General features: G+C 70.0%; 17 protein-coding genes and 1 pseudogene. 12 read left to right on the forward strand and 6 right to left on the reverse strand.

Features of this window, described 5'->3' with window-relative positions:
* Positions 1–101: 101 nt before the first annotated feature.
* The 6 genes from alr to U3649_RS12780 form a co-directional block, all read right to left on the reverse strand.
* Complete coding sequence (gene alr, locus U3649_RS12755; RefSeq protein WP_407351694.1) at positions 102–1,193, reverse strand: alanine racemase; 1,092 nt, start codon at positions 1,191–1,193, stop codon at positions 102–104.
* 250 nt (positions 1,194–1,443) lie between these two features.
* On the reverse strand, positions 1,444–2,847 hold the full coding sequence (locus tag U3649_RS12760) for a replicative DNA helicase (RefSeq protein ID WP_407351695.1): 1,404 nt from the start codon (positions 2,845–2,847) through the stop codon (positions 1,444–1,446).
* Between the two features lie 254 nt (positions 2,848–3,101).
* Positions 3,102–3,563: a 50S ribosomal protein L9 gene (gene rplI / locus U3649_RS12765; RefSeq protein ID WP_407351696.1), complete on the reverse strand. Its 462-nt coding sequence runs from the start codon at positions 3,561–3,563 to the stop codon at positions 3,102–3,104.
* Between the two features lie 167 nt (positions 3,564–3,730).
* The gene (gene rpsR, locus U3649_RS12770; protein WP_027080006.1) at positions 3,731–3,961 is read right to left on the reverse strand and encodes a 30S ribosomal protein S18; all 231 of its coding nucleotides are present in this window, start codon (positions 3,959–3,961) and stop codon (positions 3,731–3,733) included.
* 11 nt (positions 3,962–3,972) lie between these two features.
* Positions 3,973–4,413, reverse strand: coding sequence for a 30S ribosomal protein S6 (gene rpsF, locus U3649_RS12775; protein ID WP_407351697.1), 441 nt, complete (start codon positions 4,411–4,413; stop codon positions 3,973–3,975).
* 383 nt (positions 4,414–4,796) lie between these two features.
* On the reverse strand, positions 4,797–5,138 hold the full coding sequence (locus U3649_RS12780; RefSeq protein WP_407351698.1) for a HesB/IscA family protein: 342 nt from the start codon (positions 5,136–5,138) through the stop codon (positions 4,797–4,799).
* A gap of 132 nt (positions 5,139–5,270) precedes the next feature.
* Here U3649_RS12780 and asnS point away from each other — a divergent pair, with 132 nt between their 5' ends.
* From asnS to kynU, 12 genes and pseudogenes are all read left to right on the forward strand, one after another.
* Positions 5,271–6,671 carry an asparagine--tRNA ligase gene (gene asnS, locus U3649_RS12785; protein WP_407351699.1) on the forward strand — a complete coding sequence of 467 codons (1,401 nt, stop codon included), beginning with the start codon at positions 5,271–5,273 and terminating at the stop codon, positions 6,669–6,671.
* 119 nt (positions 6,672–6,790) lie between these two features.
* Positions 6,791–7,090, forward strand: a complete 300-nt coding sequence (locus tag U3649_RS12790; protein WP_407351700.1) for a hypothetical protein — start codon at positions 6,791–6,793, stop codon at positions 7,088–7,090.
* Positions 7,087–7,416 carry a hypothetical protein gene (locus U3649_RS12795; protein ID WP_407351701.1) on the forward strand — a complete coding sequence of 110 codons (330 nt, stop codon included), beginning with the start codon at positions 7,087–7,089 and terminating at the stop codon, positions 7,414–7,416. Before U3649_RS12790 ends, U3649_RS12795 begins: the two co-directional genes overlap by 4 nt.
* A gap of 3 nt (positions 7,417–7,419) precedes the next feature.
* Positions 7,420–8,039 (forward strand): annotated as a pseudogene (locus U3649_RS12800) (FMN-binding negative transcriptional regulator).
* 22 nt (positions 8,040–8,061) lie between these two features.
* Complete coding sequence (locus U3649_RS12805) at positions 8,062–8,847, forward strand: SDR family oxidoreductase (RefSeq protein WP_407351702.1); 786 nt, start codon at positions 8,062–8,064, stop codon at positions 8,845–8,847.
* Positions 8,848–8,950: 103 nt separating this feature from the next.
* Positions 8,951–9,763, forward strand: coding sequence for an endonuclease VIII (nei, locus tag U3649_RS12810; RefSeq protein ID WP_407351703.1), 813 nt, complete (start codon positions 8,951–8,953; stop codon positions 9,761–9,763).
* Between the two features lie 32 nt (positions 9,764–9,795).
* Positions 9,796–11,226, forward strand: a complete 1,431-nt coding sequence (locus tag U3649_RS12815; RefSeq protein ID WP_407351704.1) for an aldehyde dehydrogenase — start codon at positions 9,796–9,798, stop codon at positions 11,224–11,226.
* 13 nt (positions 11,227–11,239) lie between these two features.
* Positions 11,240–11,905: a carbonate dehydratase gene (gene can, locus U3649_RS12820; protein WP_407351705.1), complete on the forward strand. Its 666-nt coding sequence runs from the start codon at positions 11,240–11,242 to the stop codon at positions 11,903–11,905.
* Positions 11,906–11,915: 10 nt separating this feature from the next.
* Positions 11,916–12,347 (forward strand): RidA family protein, encoded by a 432-nt coding sequence (locus tag U3649_RS12825; RefSeq protein ID WP_407351706.1) that lies wholly within the window; start codon positions 11,916–11,918, stop codon positions 12,345–12,347.
* A gap of 19 nt (positions 12,348–12,366) precedes the next feature.
* Complete coding sequence (locus U3649_RS12830; protein WP_407351707.1) at positions 12,367–12,885, forward strand: 3-hydroxyanthranilate 3,4-dioxygenase; 519 nt, start codon at positions 12,367–12,369, stop codon at positions 12,883–12,885.
* A 149-nt stretch (positions 12,886–13,034) separates the two neighbouring features.
* The gene (locus U3649_RS12835; protein WP_407351708.1) at positions 13,035–14,045 is read left to right on the forward strand and encodes an amidohydrolase family protein; all 1,011 of its coding nucleotides are present in this window, start codon (positions 13,035–13,037) and stop codon (positions 14,043–14,045) included.
* A 186-nt stretch (positions 14,046–14,231) separates the two neighbouring features.
* Positions 14,232–15,503: a kynureninase gene (kynU, locus tag U3649_RS12840; protein WP_407351709.1), complete on the forward strand. Its 1,272-nt coding sequence runs from the start codon at positions 14,232–14,234 to the stop codon at positions 15,501–15,503.
* Positions 15,504–15,516: the final 13 nt, after the last annotated feature.

Genomic DNA, 15,516 nt, shown 5'->3' on the forward strand with positions numbered 1-15,516 from the left:
CCCTCGGACTGGCGGCGAGTGAAGCACGCGGCCGCGAAGACCGTCAATCGACGCCGCGGCCGCGGATGCCGGCGTCTCCGGGCGCGCCGGCGCGAACGCGGTCAGTCCTCGACGAAACGCACGCGGCGGGTGATCGAGCACACCGGCTCGTAGCCGATCGTACCGGCGGCCTCGGCCACCGTTTCCACCGGCAGGCCGGGACCCCAGAGCACGACCGGATCGCCCGGGCGCGCATCGGGCTGTCCGCGCAGGTCGAGCGTCGTCAGATCCATCGATACCCGGCCCGCGGTCCGCGCCGGACGGCCGTTGACCAGGACCGGGGTTCCGGCCGGCACCTGGCGCGGATAGCCGTCGCCGTAGCCGACCGCCGCCACCCCGACCGGCATGTCCTCCGGGCATTCCCAGCTGGCGCCGTAGCCGATGCGTTCGCCGCGGGCGATGCGGTTGACCGCGATCAACCGTGCCGACAGGGTCATCGCCGGCCGCAACCCGAACCCGGCCCCCGGGCGGCCGGGCACCACCGAGATGCCGTACAGCGCCCCGCCCGGCCGCACCCAGTCGCCGTGCGCGTCGGGCCAGCCGAGAACGCCGGCGGAGTTGGCCAGCGAACGCGGCCCGGACAGCCCCGCGGTGGCCTCGGCGAACACGCGCAGTTGCGCCCGGGTCTGGGCGCCGCCCGCGCGGCCGTCGGCGAACTCGTCGGAACTGGCGAAGTGGCTCATCAGCACGATCCCGTCGGCCACGGCCGGCAATCCGCTCAGGCGCGCATGCGCCGCCCGCACCAGGGTCGGCGCGAAGCCGAGCCGGTGCATGCCGGTGTCGACCTTGAGCCAGCAGCGGATCGGCGCACCGGACTCCGCCTGCGCGAGCATCTCGATCTGGTCGGGGTGATGGATCACCGCGTCGGCCCGCAGCCGCCGCAGCCGCGCCAGGTCCTCCGACGCATCGAAACCGGACAGCAGCAGCACCGGCTGCGACAGGCCGAGCGCGCGGATCCGCTCGACGTCGGACAAGGCCGCCACGCCGAACGCGTCGGCGTCGCGCAAGGTGCGCGCCACCCGCTCCAGCCCATGGCCGTAGCCGTCGGCCTTGACCACCGCCATCACCCGGCTGCGCGGCGCGTGCTGTCGGATCACGCCGAGGTTGTGGCGCAGCGCGTCCAGGTGGATGGTGGCGGTCGTCGCTCGGGCCATGCGCGGGATTGTAGGGTGCGGGCGGGCGGCCGTGGGGCTCTCCAGGCCAGGCCAGGCCGGTGATCTAGGAAGCGCCTTTTGCCACGGATCGACGCAGATAAAGCGGTTCTAGCTCTCGAACGCGCTTGGTCGTGCAGGGCGGCGCCTGCGGCCGATCGAGCATCAGTGCCGGTATGCCACCGCACCGCCCGGCTGATCCTTCATCCGCGTTGATCCGCGCCGACCCAGGGCAAAAGGGCTTCGACCGCGATCACTCGAAGCTGCCGACCGAATCGTGCGCCAGGTTGTCGAAGCGGGTGTACTCGCCGAAGAACTTCAGCTTGAACGAGCCGGTGGGGCCGTTGCGCTGCTTGCCGATGATGATCTCGGCCAGGCCCTTGTCCGGCGAGCTTTCCTTGTTGTAGTACTCGTCGCGGTAGATGAAGATGATCACGTCGGCGTCCTGCTCGATGGCGCCCGACTCGCGCAGGTCGGCCATCACCGGGCGCTTGTCGGTGCGCGATTCCAGCGAGCGGTTGAGCTGCGACAGCGCGATCACCGGCACGTTGAGTTCCTTGGCCAGGCCCTTGAGCGAGCGCGAGATCTCGGAGATCTCGGTGGCGCGGTTCTCGCTGTTGCCGGGCACCGCCATCAGCTGCAGGTAGTCGATGACGATCAGGCCGAGGTCGTGTTCGCGCTTGAGCCGCCGCGCCTTGGCCCGCAGCACCTCCGGCGACAGCGCCGGGGTGTCGTCGATGAAGATGCGGGTGTCCTTGATCATGCGGATCGCGCTGGTTACCCGGCTCCAGTCCTCGTCCTCGAGCTGGCCGGTGCGCAGCCGGGTGGCGTTGATGCGACCGTTGGACGAGATCAGTCGCAGCGCCAGCTGGCTGGCCGACATTTCCATCGAGAACACCGCCACCGCCTTCTTGGTCTTGAGCGCGGCGTATTCGGCGATGTTGAGCGCGAGCGTGGTCTTGCCCATCGCCGGTCGCGCAGCCAGGATCAGCAGGTCGGTCGGCTGCAGGCCGGCGGTCATCTGGTCGAACTCGTCGTAGCCGGTCGGCAATCCGGTGATGCCGCCGCCGTTGGCGTAGCGCGTCTGCAGCACGTCGAACGCCTCGGCCATCGCCTTGTTGACCGGGGTGAAGTCGGTGCGGCCGCGGGCGCCGGCCTCGGCGATGGCGAACACCGCCTGCTCGGCGCTGGCCAGCAGCTCCTGGCTGTCGCGGCCCTCGGGCTGGAAGCCGTCGTTGACGATGTCGGTGCCGACGTCGATCAGCTGCCGCAGCACCGCCTTGTCGCGCACGATCTCGGCGTAGGCCTTGATGTTGGCCGCCGAGGCCGTGGTGCTGGCCAGCTCGACCAGGTAGGCGCCCCCGGCGACCTGTTCGGCCAGGCCCTGCGACTCGAACCACTCACCCAGGGTCACCGCGTCGTAGGGCTTGTTCTTCTCCGCCAGTTCGCGGATCGCGCGATAGATCAGCTGATGGTCGCGCCGGTAGAAGTCGTTGTCGACCAGCATGTCGGCGATGCGGTCGTAGGCATCGGGCGAGAGCATCAGCCCGCCGAGCACCGCCTGCTCGGCCTCCACCGACTGCGGCGGAACGCGCAACTGCTCGATGCGGCTGTCGCTGCTGCGCGGCTCCGGGCCGAAGCGGGGGCGTGCGGACATGGCGGATTGCGGCTCCTGGCTTGCGTAGGCGCCGAACGCGATCAGCGTCCGGTTCGATTGTCGGATCGGGTCGGCCATCGTACGCGCGCTCGCACCTCGGGCGTTGCAGACAAGTCTTGGGACATGCTGTGCATAACTTTTCCCGCCACCGGTCGCATGCGCTGCGACGCAACATCGGCGTCAACGAAAAAAGGCGCCTCGCGGCGCCTCTTCTCGCATCGCCCGGACCGAACTCCGGGCGACTGTCCGGAGGATCAGACGACCGCGGCTTCCGGCTCGATCGCGACCTTCACGGTCGTCTCGACATCGGCGTGCAGGTGCACGACGACCTCGTACTCGCCGACGTGGCGGAACGGGCCCTCGCCCATCACCACCTCCGACTTGCCGACCTCGACCCCGGTCTGCGCCGTCAACGCCTCGGCGATGTCGCGCGGGCCCACCGAACCGTACAGCTTGCCCTCGGTCGAGGCGTTGACCTTGATCGAGACGCTGGCGCCCTCGAGCTTGGCCAGACGTGCGCTCGCCTCCTCGTGGGCGACCTTGGCCTTGGCCTCGTACTCGGCGCGCCTGGCCTCGAACTCGGCCAGGTTGGCCTCGGTCGCCCGCACCGCCTTGCCCTGCGGCACCAGGTAGTTGCGGCCGTAGCCCGGCTTCACCGTGACCTTGTCGCCGAGGTTGCCGAGGTTGGTGACTTTCTGCAGCAGGATCAGTTCCATGGGTGTGTTCCTTGTTCGTTAGCGACGCGCGAGGCGCCGCAACTGTTGGCTGTCCGAACGGACGGGGAAAGCGAGAAACGGGTGAAGATGAGTGAGAAACGGGAGAAAGCGCTCTTCTCTCGTTTCTCACTCCCGCGGCGGCATCGCCGCCGCCACTCACTTCCGCCTTAGACGTTGTGGTTGTCGGTGTACGGGATCAGCGCAAGGAAGCGCGCGCGCTTGACCGCGGTGGCGAGCTGGCGCTGGTAGCGCGACTTGGTGCCGGTGATCCGGCTGGGAACGATCTTGCCGTTCTCGGTCAGGTTCTGGCGCAGGGTGTTGAGATCCTTGTAGTCGATCTCCTTGACGCCCTCGGCGGTGAACTTGCAGTACTTGCGGCGGCGGAAGAACTTGGACATGGGGGTGATCCTCAGGCGGCTTCGGCGGTGTCGTCGGCCTTGTCGGCCTGCTCGGACTTCTCTTTGTCGCTGCCGGCGTCGTCATCGTCGCGGCGGCGGCGCTCGCTGCGCTCCGGCTTGTCGCTCTTCTCGTCCTTGTTCTTCATGATCAGCGACTGCTCGGTGACCGGCTCGTCGCGACGGATCACCAGATGGCGCAGGATCGCGTCGTTGAAGCGGAAGGTGCCGACGAGCTCGTCGAGCACGGCCTGGTCGGCCTCGATGTTGAGCATCACGTAGTGGGCCTTGACCAGGTTGTTGATCGGATAGGCGAGCTGGCGGCGGCCCCAGTCCTCGAGGCGATGGATCTTGCCGTTGCCGCCTTCGATCAGCGCGGTGTAGCGCTCGATCATCGCCGACACCTGCTCGCTCTGGTCCGGATGGACCAGGAACACGATTTCGTAATGACGCATGTGGTTTTCCTTTCGGTTATCGATCGCCGGGCGTCGCCCTGCGGGATCGGACAGCCCCCCGAAGCCCGGAACCGGACGCGGTGGAGCAAGGGCTCGCTACGGTTGGGCCGCAGCGAGCCGCATATTATGGCGGATCAATGACTTGCGGGCAAGGGCGGTACTGACCGGCCGACGAGCCGGTCAGGAGTTCGGGCGGAAGCCCCGGCGCCAGCGCCCCGCCATCCGTGGAAGCGGATCCGATGCCCGGCCTTGGAAACTGTGGGAGCGACGGAAGTCGCGACGGGCGCCGCCGGCCGAACGAGTCGCGACTTCCGTCGCTCCCACACGAGCACCAGCGGTTTGGCCTGTGCCCGGCGCCGAGCGCTCCCGGACGCTGCCGCACCTCAGGCGGCGCGATCGGCGGCTGTGGTGAAGCTCTCGCCGCAGCCGCACTCGGCGGCCATGTTGGGATTGCGGAACTGGAACTGCTGGTTCAGGCCCTGGCGGGCGAAATCGATCTCGGTGCCGTCGACCAGGGGCAGGCTGTCGGCGTCGACGTAGATGCGCACGCCGTCCTGCTCGCTGACCCGGTCGCCGGGACGCTCCTCGTGCGCCAGGTCGACCACGTAGCCCCAGCCGGAGCAGCCGGTGCGCTCGACGCCGAAGCGCAGGCCCAATGCCTGGGGCGAGGCGGCGAGGAAGCTCTTCACGCGTTCCAGCGCGGCGGGGGCGAGATGGATGGCCATGGGTCGATTCTACTCCGTCGGGTGCCGGCGCACGGTCACGCCGCATGAACGCTGCGTGCCGCAGTCAGTCAGCCGTGACTTCGGTAGACTGCACGGCTCACAGATCTGTTCATAGAACCCGGAATTCAAGGCATGACGACGGTCAGCGTGGCACAGGCGCTCGCGGGCAGGATCCCCGAGGGCGGCGAGGTAACGGTCCGCGGATGGGTCCGCACCCGGCGCGACTCCAAGGCGGGGCTGAGCTTCGTGAACGTCAGCGACGGCTCCTGCTTCGCGCCGATCCAGGTGGTCGCCGCCGATGCCCTGGACAACTACGAAACCGAGATCCGGCGCCTGACCGCCGGCTGCGCGGTGATCGCCCGCGGCACCCTGGTGCGCTCGCAGGGCAAGGGCCAGAGCTTCGAGATCCAGGCCGAGGCGGTCGAGGTGGTCGGCTGGGTGGACGATCCCGAGACCTACCCGATCCAGCCCAAGGCGCACTCGCTGGAGTTCCTGCGCGAGGTCGCGCACCTGCGCCCGCGCACCAACCTGTTCGGCGCGATCACCCGCATCCGCCACTGCCTGGCGCAGGCGGTGCACCGGTACTTCCATGCGCAGGGCTACTACTGGATCGGCACCCCGATCATCACCACTTCCGACGCCGAGGGCGCCGGGCAGATGTTCCGCGTCTCCACGCTGGACCTGGCCAACCTGCCGCGCGGCGGCGACGGCGCGGTCGACTTCTCCCGCGATTTCTTCGGCCGCGAGGCCTTCCTCACCGTGTCCGGCCAGCTGAACGTGGAAGGCTACTGCCTGGCGCTGAGCAAGGTCTACACCTTCGGCCCGACCTTCCGCGCCGAGAACAGCAACACCACCCGCCACCTGGCCGAGTTCTGGATGGTGGAGCCGGAGATCGCCTTCGCCGACCTGGCCGAGAACGCGCGCGTCGCCGAGGACTTCCTCAAGTACCTGTTCCGCGCGGTGCTGGACGAGCGCGGCGACGACATGGCGTTCATCGCCGAGCGCGTGCAGAAGGACGCGATCACCCGGCTGGAGGCGTTCGTCAACGCGCCGTTCGAGCGCATCGACTACGGCGAGGCGGTCGACCTGCTGCGCAGGTCCGGGCACAAGTTCGAATTCCCGGTCGAATGGGGCCTGGACCTGCAGACCGAACACGAGCGCTGGCTGACCGAGCAGCACGTCGGCCGCCCGGTGGTGGTGACCGACTACCCCGAGCACATCAAGGCCTTCTACATGCGCCTGAACGACGACGGCCGCACCGTCGCCGCGATGGACGTGCTGGCGCCGGGCATCGGCGAGATCATCGGCGGCGCCCAGCGCGAGGAGCGGCTGGAGGTGCTCGATACGCGCATGGCGCAGTTCGGGCTCGATCCCGAGCACTACGGCTGGTACCGCGACTTCCGCCGCTACGGCACCGTACCGCACGCCGGCTTCGGCCTCGGCTTCGAGCGCCTGGTGGTGTACGTGTGCGGGCTGTCCAACATCCGCGACGCCATCCCCTACCCGCGCGCACCGGGCCATGCGGAATTCTGATGGAACGGTGATTGGTGCTTCGTGACTGGTGATTCGCAAAAGCAGGATAGCCACCGACCACGAACGCCTCACCACCCACTACGAATCACCAATCACGAATCACCAATCACGGCCTTCCAATGACTTTGTTCCTCGCCCTGTGCTTCGTCGGCATCGCCATCGGCGGCGCCTGCGCCTTCGTGATCTTCTGGCCGCTGTCGCTGGTGCACCTGCGCGAGCGCGATCCGCAGTTGCGCGCACGGCTGGGCGACGGCGCCTTCCTCAAGCTCTCCGCCCTGCGCTGGCTGCTCGCCGGCGGCTATCGCGAATCGCGCGACCGCCAGTTCACCGGGTTGGCCACGCCGGCCCGGATCGCACTGATGACGGTGCTGGCCGGGGTCGGCATGGCGGCGCTGCTGTGGCTGTGGTCGCTGGCATGAGCGGGACCCGCGACCCGGCGTCGCCCGCGGCCTACGAGGAATGGTGGCTGGCCACGCTCGGCCGCACCGTGGTCTGGGCGCGCCTGCGCGTGCGCGCCGGCGGCACCGCCGAGGTGTTCGACAGCGACGGCAATACTCTCGCCTACGACACCGAGGACAGCGCCCGCGCCGCCCTGCTCGACGCCGAGTTCGTCGGCTTCGACGGCCTCGACGAGGACGACGCCCGGGAGCGCGGTTTCTCGCTGGAGGAACTGTCGCCGCCGCGCGCGGAGTCGGACGAGGCGCTGCGCCCGCAGATGGTGCGCAAGCTCGGCGGCCGCGCCTGAGGCATGTACGCGCCGCGCGCATTCGCCGAGACCGACTGGCGCACCTGGACCGACTGGTTGCCGCGGACCCCTTCGCCACACTGGTCACCAGCGACGCGCAGGGCGCGCCGTTCGCCTCGCACCTGCCGGTGCTGTACCGGCGCAACGGCGCCGACATCCTGGTCGAGGGGCACTGGGCGCGGCCCAACCCGCAGGCCGGCCATGGCGCGCGCGCGCTGTTGATCGTGCACGGGCCGCATGCGTACGTGTCGGCGGGCTGGTATCCGGACAAGGAGCCCGCGGCGCGGGTGCCGACCTGGAACTACGCGGTGGCGCATCTCCACGGCCGCCTGGAGCGCTACCACGACGCCGACGCGCTGGCGGACCTGGTCCTGCGCCTGAGCGACCACCACGAAGCGCGGGCCGGCGGCGACTGGCGCTTCGATCCGCAGGAACCGCGCTTCCGCGGACAGCTGCGCGGCATCGTCGGCTTCCGCTTCGTTCCCGAGCGGGTCGAACTGAAGTTCAAGCTCAGCCAGAATCACCCCGCGGAGAACCGGAACGCCGTCGCCGCGGCGCTCGAGGCGCGCGAGGAGCACGGCGCGCGGACGATCGCCGCGCTGATGCGCGCCAACGAATCCTGACCCACACGCACGGAGCCGGCCCATGGACCTCGACCTCAGCGGCAAGCACGCCCTCGTCTGCGGCGCCTCCGAAGGCATCGGCCGCGCCGCCGCGCACGAGCTCGCCCTGCTCGGCGCCGACGTCACCGTGCTGTCCCGGCGCGCCGAGGCGTTGCAGGCGGTGGCCCACGCCCTGCCCCGCAAGGACGCCCAACGCCACGGCTGGATCGCGGCGGACGTGTCGCAGACGGAGCTTCTGCGGGAACGGATCGAGGCGCTCGCCGCCGAGAAGCCGGCGCAGATCCTGGTCAACAACAGCGGCGGTCCGGCAGGCGGCCCGGCGCATGCCGCCGATGCCGAGGCCTATCTCGACGCGTTCCGCCGCCATCTGATCGCCAACCAGACCCTGGTGCAGACGCTGCTGCCGGGCATGCGCGCGGCGCGCTGGGGCCGCATCGTCAACGTGATCTCGACCTCGGTGCGCGAACCGATTCCCGGCCTCGGCGTGTCCAACACCGTGCGCGGCGCGGTGGCGAGCTGGGCCAAGACCTTGTCGCGGGAGCTGGCGGCCGAGGGCATCACCGTCAACAACGTGCTGCCCGGCTTCACCGAGACCGGCCGCATCGAGCAGATCGTGCGCGACCGTGCCGGCAAGGAGGGCCGCGGCGAGGAAGCCGTGCGCGCCGCGATGCGCGCCGCAGTGCCCGCCGGGCGCTTCGCCCGCCCCGAGGAGACCGGCGGCGTGATCGCCTTCCTCTGCTCGCCCGCGGCCGCCTATGTCAACGGCGTCAGCCTGGCGGTCGACGGGGGGCGGATGCAGTCGATTTGAAGGGCCGGGATTCGGGATTCGTGATTGGTGATTCGCAAAAGCGGGTCGCAATCGTCGGTCACGATTCCCGAATCACGGATCACTAATCACCAATCACAGCTCCATGCCCGAAGGTCCGGAAATCCGTCGTACAGCCGACCGCCTCGCCGGGGCGGTGGCGGGGCGCGTGCTGGTCTCGGCATGGTTCGCCTTTCCGGCGCTCAAGCGGCATCAGCGCACGCTGCGCGGCCGCAGGATCGAGACCGTCGTGCCGCGCGGCAAGGCCCTGCTGATCCAGTTCGACCATGGCTGGACGCTGTACTCGCATAACCAGCTATACGGGGTGTGGCGGGTGGCCGCGGCCGGGGAACGCCCGGACACCTCCCGCTCGCTGCGGGTGGCGCTGGAGACCGCGGACCGCGCGATCCTGCTGTACTCGGCATCGGACGTGGCGATGTGGCGGACCGACGCGCTCGCCGGGCATCCGTTCCTGGCCGGGCTCGGCCCGGACGCGCTCGACCCGAAACTCGATCCGGGCGAGGTGGAAGCGCGCCTGCAGGACCGGCGCTTCGCCGGCCGCAGGCTGGCGGCGCTGCTGCTCGACCAGCGGTTCCTGGCCGGGATGGGCAACTACCTGCGCTCGGAGGTGCTGTTCGAAGCCGGCATCGACGCCGCACGCAGGCCGGCCGACCTCGACGCCGACGAACGGCAGCGACTGGCGCGTGCGCTGCTGGCGGTGCCGGTGCGCAGCTATCGCGCGCGCGGCATCGAACCGGCCGCGGGCATGCGCGCCGACTACCTGACCGACACGCCCGACGCGTTCCGGTTCCGCGTGTTCGACCGCGAGGGACGTCCCTGCGAGCATTGCCGCACCCCCATCCGCCGCCGCGAGGCCGGCGGCCGCCGCCTGTACTTCTGCCCACGCTGCCAACGATGAGCGGGATCCGGACGCCGCGGTAAGATGCGCGGATGCGCCATTTCGCACATTTCATCGGCGGCAAGACACGGGACGCGGGCGGCGGTCGCCAGCTCGACGTTTTCGATCCTGCCACCGCGCGGACCTATGCGACGGTCGCCGATGGCGATGCGGCCGATGTCGACGCCGCCGTGGACGCCGCTGCCGGCGCGTTCCCCGGCTGGGCGGCACAGCCCAACGACCAGCGTGCGCGCTGGCTGGAGCGCCTGGCCGAGGGGCTGGAGGCGCGCGCCGGCGATTTCGCCCACGCCGAGGCCCGCGACGGCGGCAAGCCGTTCGCCCTGGCGCGCGACGTGGAGATCCCGCGCGCGGTCGCCAACCTGCGCTTCTTCGCCCACGCCGCCACCCAGTTCGCCAGCGAGTCGCACCACGGCCAGGCCGGGCTCAACTACACCCTGCGCATGCCGCTGGGCGTGGTCGGCACGATCTCGCCGTGGAACTTGCCGCTGTACCTGTTCACCTGGAAGATCGCGCCGGCACTGGCAGCCGGCAACACCGTGGTGGCCAAGCCGTCGGAGGTGACCCCGGCGACCGCCACGCTGCTGGGCGAACTGGCCGCCGACATCGGCTTTCCCGCCGGCGCGCTCAACATCGTGCACGGCCGCGGGCCGGAGGTCGGCGAGGCCATCGTCGCGCATTCCGGCATCCGCGCGGTCTCGTTCACCGGCAGCACCGCGGTCGGCCGCCGCATCGCCGGCATCGCCGGACCGCTGCTGAAGAAGCTCTCGCTCGAACTCGGCGGCAAGAACCCGACCCTGGTGTTCGCCGACAGCGACTGGCAGGGGCACCTGGACACGCTGGTCCGCTCGGCGTTCCAGAACTCCGGGCAGATCTGCCTGTGCGGCTCGCGGATCCTGGTCGAGCGGCGCATCTACAGCGCCTTCCGCGAGGCCTTCGTCGAGGCGGCGCTGGCGCTGCGCGTCGGCGATCCGATGGATTCGGACGCGCGGCTCGGCCCGCTGGTCTCGCAGGCGCATTTCGACAAGGTGCTGGCGGCGATCGCGCGCGCCCGCGACGAAGGTGGCACCGTGCTGTGCGGCGGCGAGGCGCTGCGGCGGCCCGGCTGGTTCGTGGCGCCGACCGTGCTCGAGGGCCTCGGGCCCGACTGCGCCAGCAACCGCGAGGAAATCTTCGGCCCGGTCGCCACCCTGCAGCCGTTCGACGGCGACGCCGAGGCGCTGGCGCTGGCCAATGCCGGCGACTACGGCCTGGCGGCCTCGCTCTGGACCCGCGACCTCGACCGCGCGCACCGCCTCGCCGCCAGGCTGCGCGCCGGCATCGTCTGGATCAACACCTGGCTGATGCGCGACCTGCGCACCCCGTTCGGCGGCATGGGCCAGTCGGGGATGGGCCGCGAGGGCGGCCTGGAGGCGATGCGCTTCTTCACCGAGCCGAAGAACGTCGGCATTCAACTTTCCCCATGAGCCACCCGACCCGATGACCGAACTCGACGACCTCCTGCACCGCAACCGCGACTGGGCCGAGCGCATCCGCCGCGAGGACCCGGGCTTCTTCGACCGCCTGTCGCGGCAGCAGGCGCCGCGCTACCTCTGGATCGGCTGCTCCGACTCGCGGGTGCCGGCCAACCAGATCCTCGGCCTGGACCCGGGCGAGGTGTTCGTGCACCGCAACGTCGCCAACCTGGTGGTGCACACCGACCTCAACGCGCTCAGCGCGATCCAGTTCGCGGTCGACCTGCTGAAGGTCGAGCACGTCCTGGTGGTCGGCCACTACGGCTGCAGCGGCGTGCACGCCAGCCTCACCGGCACCCGCGTCGGCATCGCCGACAACTGGCTGCGCCACGTCGGCGACGTCGCCCAGAAGCACGCCGGCCTGCTGGCGCAGGTGCCGAGCGAGGAGCTGCGGCACGCGCGGCTGTGCGAACTCAACGTGGTCGAGCAGGTGGTCAACGTCTGCCGCAGCACGGTGGTCCAGGACGCGTGGGCGCGTGGACAGGCGGTCGCCGTGCATGGCTGGGTCTACAGCCTCGCCGACGGCCGCGTGCGGCCGCTGGCGATCGACATCTCCGGCCCGGACGAGGTGGAGCCGGCGTACACCGCCGCCATCGCCGGCATGCCCATCACCACCCGGCGCGACGGATAGGAGCCGACCGATGAGCGATATCGTCCGCACCGACGCCGCACCGCCGCCGGTCGGCGCCTACCCGCACGCGCGCCGGGTAGGCGGGCTGCTGTTCCTGTCGGGCATCGGCCCGCGCGATCCGGCCACGAACGCGATCCCCGGCAACGAGGTCGACGCCGGCGGCCGCCTGCGCGGCCACGACATCGCCGCCCAGACCCGCGCCGTGTTCGCCAACGTCCGCGCGGTGCTCGAGGCCAGCGGCGCGCGCTGGCAGGACCTGGTGGACGTGACCGTCTACCTCACCGACATGGCGCGCGATTTCGCCGCCTACAACGCGGTCTGGTCCGAATACTTCCCGGATCCCGGCACCGCGCCCTGCCGCACCACGCTGGGCATCGACGCCCTGCCCACGCCGATCGCGATAGAGTTGAAATGCGTCGCGGCGCTGCCCGGCCGCGCCTGACGCCAGAAGGAGAGCCCGCATGCTGCCCGAACCGCTGAACCTCCAGGCCTGGATCGAGGAGAACCGCCACCTGCTGAAGCCGCCGGTCGGCAACAAGTGCATCCACGACGGCGACTTCATCGTGATGGTGGTCGGCGGCCCGAACCAGCGCACCGACTACCACTGGGACGAAGGCCCGGAGTGGTTCTACCAGCTCGAGGGCGAGATGACCCTGCGCGTGCAGGACGAAGGCCGCCCGCGCGACATCCCGATCCGGGCCGGCGAGACCTTCCTGCTGCCGCCGCGCGTTCCGCATTCGCCGCAGCGCGGGCCGGACTCGATCGGACTGGTGATCGAGCGCAAGCGCCTGCCGCACGAGAAGGACGGGCTGCTGTGGTATTGCGAGCGCTGCAACCACAAGCTGTACGAGGAGTATTTCCATCTCGTGGACATCGAAAAGGACTTCCCGCCGGTGTTCGAGCGCTTCTACGCGTCGAAGCAACGCCGCACCTGCGACAACTGCGGGCACCTGAATCCGGCGCCAGACAAGTACGCATAGCTCCGAAGCTGGAAACCGGCTTTTTGTGGGAGCGACGGAAGTCGCGACGGCTGTCCAGGCAGGTCGCGACTTCCGTCGCTCCCACAAGGGCGGGCTTCCCGCACATTGCCGGAGAGCACCGACCGCACCGGCTCCGGTAGAATGCCATCGTGCTGAAGATCGACATCCACGCCCATTACCTGCCGCACAGCTGGCCCGACCTGGCCGCCAAGTACGACGATGCACGCTTTCCGGTGATCCACCACACCGCCGACGGCCGCCACCGCATCTACAAGGACGGGCGCTTCTTCCGCGAGATCTGGTCCAAGACCTGGGACGCGCAGGAACGGATCGACGACTACGCCCGCTTCGGCGTGCAGGTCCAGGTGATCAGCACCGTGCCGGTGATGTTCAGCTATTGGGCGAAACCGCACCAGGCGCTGGAGCTGCACCAGGCGCTCAACGACCACATGGCCGAGACCGTGGCGACGCACCCGCGCCACTACGCCGGCATCGGCACCGTTCCGCTGCAGTCGCCGCGGCTGGCGATCCAGGAACTCGAGCGCTGCATGGACCAGCTGGGCCTGCAGGGGGTGCAGATCGGCTCCCACATCGGCGAGTGGAACCTGGACGCACCGGAACTGTTCCCGTTCTTCGAGGCGGCTGCCGATCTGGGCGCCGCGATCCTGGTGCATCCCTGGGACATGATGGGCGCCGAGAGCATGCCCAAGTACTGGCTGCCGTGGCTGGTCGGCATGCCCGCCGAGCAGTCGCGCGCGGCCTGCTGCCTGGTCTTCGGCGGCGTGCTCGAGCGGCTGCCGAAGCTGAAGGTGTGCATGGCGCACGGCGGCGGCAGCTTCCCGTACACCATCGGCCGCATCGAGCACGGCTACAACATGCGCCCGGACCTGGTCGCCACCGACAACCCGAACAACCCGCGCGAGTACCTGCAACGGCTGTACTTCGACTCCTGGGTCGCCGATCCGCGCGCCCTGCGCTACCTGATCGACACCTGCGGCATCGAGCGGGTGATGCTCGGCACCGACTATCCGTTCCCGCTCGGCGAGCAGATCCCCGGCGCCGGCATCGCCGAGCTGGACCTGGCGGAGGTCGAACAGGCCCGCCTCTATCACGGCACGGCGCTGGAATGGCTGGACCTGCCGATGTCTCGTTTCAGATGATGACTGTCCACGGATTTGCGGGGATCAACACGGAGAACGGCCGAAGGCGGCGGCTTCGGACCGGCCGAATCCGTACAACCGGGCAAGCGGCAGGCACGCGCGACGATGGCTGATGTACGCGATAGCCCCCCCGGATCGGCCCTGTCCGCGCTCATCCGCGCAACCCGCGGCAAACAGAAGACAGGAATGACCGATATCTTCTCCGAAGACTACGCGCGGCGGCAGGACGCCGGCGATCCGCTGGCCGGACTGCGCAACGAGTTCCTGGTCCCGAAGCACGAGGGCGGGGACCAGGCCTACTTCTGTGGCAACTCGCTCGGGCTGCAGCCGAGGCGCGCGCGGGCCCATGTCGAGGAAGTGCTCGAAAAGTGGGCGATGGAAGCGGTGGAGGGGCACTTCACCGGCCAGGCGCAGTGGATGCCCTACCACGAACTGGTGCGCGAACCGCTGGCCGACGTGGTCGGCGCGGAGCCGTCGGAGGTGGTGGCGATGAACTCTCTCACCGCCAACCTGCACCTGATGCTGGTCAGCTTCTATCGCCCCACCCGGGCGCGGCCGGCGATCCTGATGGAAGCCGGCGCGTTTCCTTCCGACAGGTATGCGCTGGAATCGCAGGTCCGCTTCCACGGCTTCGACCCGGCAACCGACCTGATCGAGCTGCAGCCCGACGAGGCCGACGGCACGATCTCGATGCAGGCGATCGAACGCGCGATCGCCGAGCACGGCCCGCGCCTGGCGCTGGTGCTGTGGCCGGGCGTGCAGTACCGCACCGGGCAGGCCTTCGACCTGGCGGAAATCGCCCGGCTCGGCCACGCGGCCGGCGCGGTGGTCGGCTTCGACCTGGCCCATGCCGCCGGCAACCTGCCGCTGCGGCTGCACGACAGCGGCGCCGACTTCGCGGTCTGGTGCCACTACAAGTACATGAACGCCGGCCCCGGCGCGGTCGCCGGCTGTTTCGTCCACGCGCGCCACGCCCGCACCGACCGTCCGCGCTTCGCCGGCTGGTGGGGGCACGAACGCGAAAGCCGCTTCCGCATGGGGCCGGAGTTCGTGCCGACGCCCGGCGCCGACGGCTGGCAGCTGAGCAACCCGCCGATCCTGGGGCTGGCTCCGCTGCGCGCCTCGCTGGAGCTGTTCTCGCGCGCCGGCATGGACGGGTTGCGCGCCAGGTCCGAACGCCTCACCGGGTATCTGGAAGCGCTGATCCGCGAATCGCTGGCCGACACGCTGCAGATCGTCACCCCCCGCGAACCGCGGCGGCGCGGCTGCCAACTGTCGCTGCGCGTGGCCGGCGGACGCGAACGCGGCCGGGCGCTGTTCGAAGGCCTGACGTCGCGCGGCGTGCTCGGCGACTGGCGCGAGCCGGACGTGATCCGCATCTCCCCCGCCCCGCTGTACAACACCCACGCAGACGTACTGCGCTTCGCCCGCTCGGTGGAGGCATGGCGTGACGGATGAACGCTTTTTCAGC

Source organism: Luteimonas sp. R10, from assembly GCF_045689605.1.
In the GTDB taxonomy this organism is placed as follows: domain Bacteria; phylum Pseudomonadota; class Gammaproteobacteria; order Xanthomonadales; family Xanthomonadaceae; genus Luteimonas.

Bases quoted from the DNA above. Each gene is read 5' to 3' on its own strand.
- alr (WP_407351694.1), bottom strand. From the start codon at position 1,193: ATGGCCCGAGCGACGACCGCCACCATCCACCTGGACGCGCTGCGCCAC.
- U3649_RS12760 (WP_407351695.1), bottom strand. From the start codon at position 2,847: ATGTCCGCACGCCCCCGCTTCGGCCCGGAGCCGCGCAGCAGCGACAGC.
- rplI (WP_407351696.1), bottom strand. From the start codon at position 3,563: ATGGAACTGATCCTGCTGCAGAAAGTCACCAACCTCGGCAACCTCGGC.
- rpsR (WP_027080006.1), bottom strand. From the start codon at position 3,961: ATGTCCAAGTTCTTCCGCCGCCGCAAGTACTGCAAGTTCACCGCCGAG.
- rpsF (WP_407351697.1), bottom strand. From the start codon at position 4,413: ATGCGTCATTACGAAATCGTGTTCCTGGTCCATCCGGACCAGAGCGAG.
- U3649_RS12780 (WP_407351698.1), bottom strand. From the start codon at position 5,138: ATGGCCATCCATCTCGCCCCCGCCGCGCTGGAACGCGTGAAGAGCTTC.
- asnS (WP_407351699.1), top strand. From the start codon at position 5,271: ATGACGACGGTCAGCGTGGCACAGGCGCTCGCGGGCAGGATCCCCGAG.
- U3649_RS12790 (WP_407351700.1), top strand. From the start codon at position 6,791: ATGACTTTGTTCCTCGCCCTGTGCTTCGTCGGCATCGCCATCGGCGGC.
- U3649_RS12795 (WP_407351701.1), top strand. From the start codon at position 7,087: ATGAGCGGGACCCGCGACCCGGCGTCGCCCGCGGCCTACGAGGAATGG.
- U3649_RS12805 (WP_407351702.1), top strand. From the start codon at position 8,062: ATGGACCTCGACCTCAGCGGCAAGCACGCCCTCGTCTGCGGCGCCTCC.
- nei (WP_407351703.1), top strand. From the start codon at position 8,951: ATGCCCGAAGGTCCGGAAATCCGTCGTACAGCCGACCGCCTCGCCGGG.
- U3649_RS12815 (WP_407351704.1), top strand. From the start codon at position 9,796: ATGCGCCATTTCGCACATTTCATCGGCGGCAAGACACGGGACGCGGGC.
- can (WP_407351705.1), top strand. From the start codon at position 11,240: ATGACCGAACTCGACGACCTCCTGCACCGCAACCGCGACTGGGCCGAG.
- U3649_RS12825 (WP_407351706.1), top strand. From the start codon at position 11,916: ATGAGCGATATCGTCCGCACCGACGCCGCACCGCCGCCGGTCGGCGCC.
- U3649_RS12830 (WP_407351707.1), top strand. From the start codon at position 12,367: ATGCTGCCCGAACCGCTGAACCTCCAGGCCTGGATCGAGGAGAACCGC.
- kynU (WP_407351709.1), top strand. From the start codon at position 14,232: ATGACCGATATCTTCTCCGAAGACTACGCGCGGCGGCAGGACGCCGGC.